The organism is Actinoplanes sp. ATCC 53533, from assembly GCF_003947245.1.
Genome location: NZ_QHHV01000403.1, coordinates 1 through 3,578, shown reverse-complemented (window position 1 = coordinate 3,578; position 3,578 = coordinate 1). Strand labels below are relative to the sequence as shown.

At 68.9% G+C, this 3,578-nt stretch carries 2 protein-coding genes and 1 pseudogene; all 3 read right to left on the bottom strand.

All coding sequences use genetic code 11. The features are described from left to right. Positions 1 to 27 precede the first annotated feature (27 nt). The gene (locus DMB66_RS58275; RefSeq protein WP_125812526.1) at positions 28 to 1,338 is read right to left on the bottom strand and encodes an AAA domain-containing protein; all 1,311 of its coding nucleotides are present in this window, start codon (positions 1,336 to 1,338) and stop codon (positions 28 to 30) included. Beyond that, positions 1,335 to 2,819: a hypothetical protein gene (locus tag DMB66_RS58270; protein ID WP_125812525.1), complete on the bottom strand. Its 1,485-nt coding sequence runs from the start codon at positions 2,817 to 2,819 to the stop codon at positions 1,335 to 1,337. The genes DMB66_RS58275 and DMB66_RS58270 overlap by 4 nt, the downstream gene beginning before the upstream one ends. Next, a pseudogene (locus DMB66_RS58265) lies at positions 2,816 to 3,578 on the bottom strand (hypothetical protein); the annotation flags it as partial. The gene DMB66_RS58270 and the pseudogene DMB66_RS58265, both read right to left, overlap by 4 nt.

Below are 3,578 nucleotides of genomic sequence, written 5' to 3'. Positions count from 1 at the left end.
CAGGAATCTCATGTGGTCCGTCCAGGGCTATCGCGCCGCGCGGTGCTTGAGGAGGTGTTCCATCACGATCTGGTTCGCTGCCCATCCGTCCGGGAACTTGACCGGTTCGTGCAGGTGGACCGGCTCACTGGACGGATGGGCGTCGAGCAGTTCCCGGATGCCGGTTCGGCCGACGACGACGCACGCCTGCCGGTGCCGGGAGGTAAGCACGCACAGGCGCCCGGCCTCAAGGTGGAATGCGGTCGCGTCTCGACGGCCCGACAGCGGATGCAGTACCACGGTCACGTCGTACTCGCGGCCCTGGAGCCGATTGGCTGTGTCGACAGTGACCTCGGGCAGATCGATCAATGCGGCCCGAAGTGCGGCGACCTGGTCGCGGTGGGCTGCGCCCACAGCGATGCGATCTGGCGTGACTGATCGCGGCGTGTCACCAGACCGGGCGACGGCGCCGCGATCGAGGAATCGTCGCGTCACTTCGGCGACCGCGGCCACGGCCTCCGCGTCGGTGCGCATGGTGTGCTTCGCGTCCAACTCGTAGAAGCCCCATCCGGAGGTGGCCGCCTCGGCCAGGACGGCGTCCACTGCGGTACGCCCGAAGGCCCTTGTGGTGAAGCTAAGCTCTCGTTCGCCCGGGCCGGTCCCGGTGCGGAAGCCGGTAAACGGGTAGAACGCCTGCGCGACCACCTGCTCGGCGCTCGCAGGCAGCCGCCAGGACACGGGCAGCCGATGAACCGGGAGGGAGGGGTTGCTGCGGAGCAGGCCGGCCACCGCGCTTTGCATCGGATCCCAGGTCAGCCCGCGCCACCGATCGTTCTGCACGACCGAGAACGGATCAAGCTGTCCCGGGTCGCCGACGAAGAGCGCCCGCTCGAAGCGGGGTGCGACGGCCAGCAACAGGTCCGAGCGCATCTGGTAGGCCTCGTCGACGATCGCCCACGGCCATGACCGGTCCTTCACGTACGCCCACTTGGACGCGGTCGCGATGATGATTTCGCAGCTGAGCAGATTGCTGACGTCTTTGTCGATCAGTACGTTGGCGAGGTTCGCGAAACGCTGCGGCCGGCCGTACGTCGAGCTGGTGAGCCGGCCGACCACCAAGCCGGACGGGAGCTGGGCGGCAATGGCGGCGGTCAGATCGTCGACCTGCTCGTTGGTCTGGGCGACGATGATCGAGCGCTCGCCGTCCACGGCGAGGGAGACGGCGGCCCGCACGACGAGCGTCGACTTTCCCGCGCCGGGTGGGGAGTCGACGACCACGCCGCGGTGCTTTCCGGAGCGGAAGTCGGCCAGGATTCCCGCGGTGACCCGTTCGGCCTCCGCTGCCGGATCGAAGATCATTCCCACACCTCCCGGGCGTCGTCCTCGGTGGGCACGTACGGCTGCGGTGGCCCACCATGCGTCCAGGGGGTCAGCTCGGTCGGAGGAAGGTCGGGTGTGCGGAAAGCGTCGGGGAACGCACTGGTGTAGGTGATGTCGTCCTCTTCCTCGGGCACGGTGCCCAGCGCTGGCACGGCGCTGCGGCCCATGCCGCCGGCGAGTTCGAGGGTCACCAGCGTGCTGTCGGCCTCGCGGCGGATCTCGACGATGGTCGCCTCCTGCCCCAGGCGGGCGGGAGAACGGACAGCGGCGCCGACCGCGAGGTGAACGGGGTCGGCGGTGGTCACGACGATCAACGGTCGGGTGATTCGCCGGCCTTTCTCGCCGGTGACCCGCCGGTCGCGTTCGACTGAGACGACCGTGCCCTCGAAGGCCTCACCGGTCACCCGGAAGTTGGCCATCACCAGCGGGTCGTCGAGCGCCCGAGTCGCGTCGTACAAGGTCTGCTCCCGCTCGAGGGTCTGCAGCCGGCGGGCGGCGACGACCGCGCCGTCGCGGCGGGCCTGTGGGCGGCCGTCCATGACGAGGTAGTTCTGGTATCGACTGAAGTCCTTGCGGTCGGCCGTCCACCGTTGCTCGACGGTGTCGCCGGGTGGCAGCGCACGCAGCACCTCGACCGCCCGCCACATCAGACGCCACGTCGGCTCCATCTGGCCGCGCAGCTCACGCTCGAGGGTCTGCAGAGCGCGGGTACTTCTCGGGCTCTCCGGCGCGGAGTCGGCGTAGGCCCGGATCGTTGGCGCGAGCACCTCGTTGTCGAAGGCCGGATCGGTGTTGGGGCCGGCGGGCGGCCACACCAGCGGATCCTCCGCCGCGATGGCCGCCTCTGGCCCGGTCACGCCGTCCGGCGGATCAATCCAGCCGAGCAGCGCGGCAAGGTTCGCATCCTCGAGGGCGCTCTGACCGCTGGCCCAGTGCATCCCCAGCGCCTCGGTCATGGCGAGCATCGCCGCGGAGCCCGGATGTTCGGAACGCTCAGCGAGATAGGTGAGCCAACGGCCCAGCATCGGCACCCGTTGCGGCACCGGATACGGGCCGGTGGTGCGCCGGAAGCGGGTCGAGCGGCCCAGCAGTCGGACGAAAGCCGCCCCGGCCCGGTTCGGCACGAGCAGCTGCGGCGCGTCGAGGAACACGACATCTTTGCCGACGACCTCGGAACGCCGCGTGCAGGAACGGACATAGTCGAGCACGACTTCGGCAAGCGACGCGGCGAACTCGAAACGCATATCCCGGTTCCGCGGTTGCGGGACGAACAGCACCATCGGCTCGGCGGAGTCACTGCCGATCATGGCGGCGAGAGGGGCGTTTGCCTCGCCGGCCATGGCGAGCGGGACCAGGACCAACGGCCGCTCGGAGAGAAAGACATGCCGGCGGGTAGCGATCGGGAAGGCGTGGCCGGCCGCCACGGCGCGGGCACGGGCGTACGAGGAAATCGCGCTCACGCCGCCACCGACCGGTAGATCTCGGCGGTGGTCCGCAGCATCGCTGCGGCCTCGGCCTGGCTGTCGGAGGCGATCAAGCTGCCGTCGGCAAGGCCGAGCGCCTCGGCGACTGTCTCGACGCCGCCGAGTTCTTCGCGGACGTTGATGCCGAGCGTGGCGGTGCAGCCACTCGCTTCCTTACGGCAGAAGAACGCCATCTCGCACTTGGCGATGCAGTCAGGCGCGTAACGGGCCTCGACCTCGGCCAGGGCGGCGATTAGGTCGGCGGCGGACCGGGTCGGTTTGCCGTCGTCGCCGGTGGCAAGATCGAAGGTCAGAGTCGGCGGCAGCTCGCCGACCAGCTTTTCGATGCGGGATAGCCGGCTCAGTTGGTGCTGCAGCACGATTAGCTGTTTGCGCACATCGACCTTGGTGGCGACCGGCTGGTTGGAGAAGTCCTTCGGGCAGACGAGGACAACCTCGTGCGACACCGCGTCGTCGGCGCCGAGCAGACGCCGCAAAGCTAGCACGTACACAGCGGATTGGGTGGCTGCGGCGGCGACCTTGCCGCCGTCGGCCTGGTCGTCGATGACGGCGAAGGACTTGATCTCGACGACGTGGAATTTGCCGTTGTGGTGGAACGCCACCAAGTCAGGCTCAAGGTAGACGGTGTTACCACCGACGTCGAGGGTCAGCAGAGGATGGTCGAAGAACGTCGACTCGCCGTCGGCGGCCGCGCCGGTCAGCTTCTGCCGAGACCGGATGTGCCGCATCTCCTGG

Coding starts and splice junctions, on each gene's coding strand:
- DMB66_RS58275 (WP_125812526.1), bottom strand. CDS start 1,338: ATGATCTTCGATCCGGCAGCGGAGGCCGAACGGGTCACCGCGGGAATC.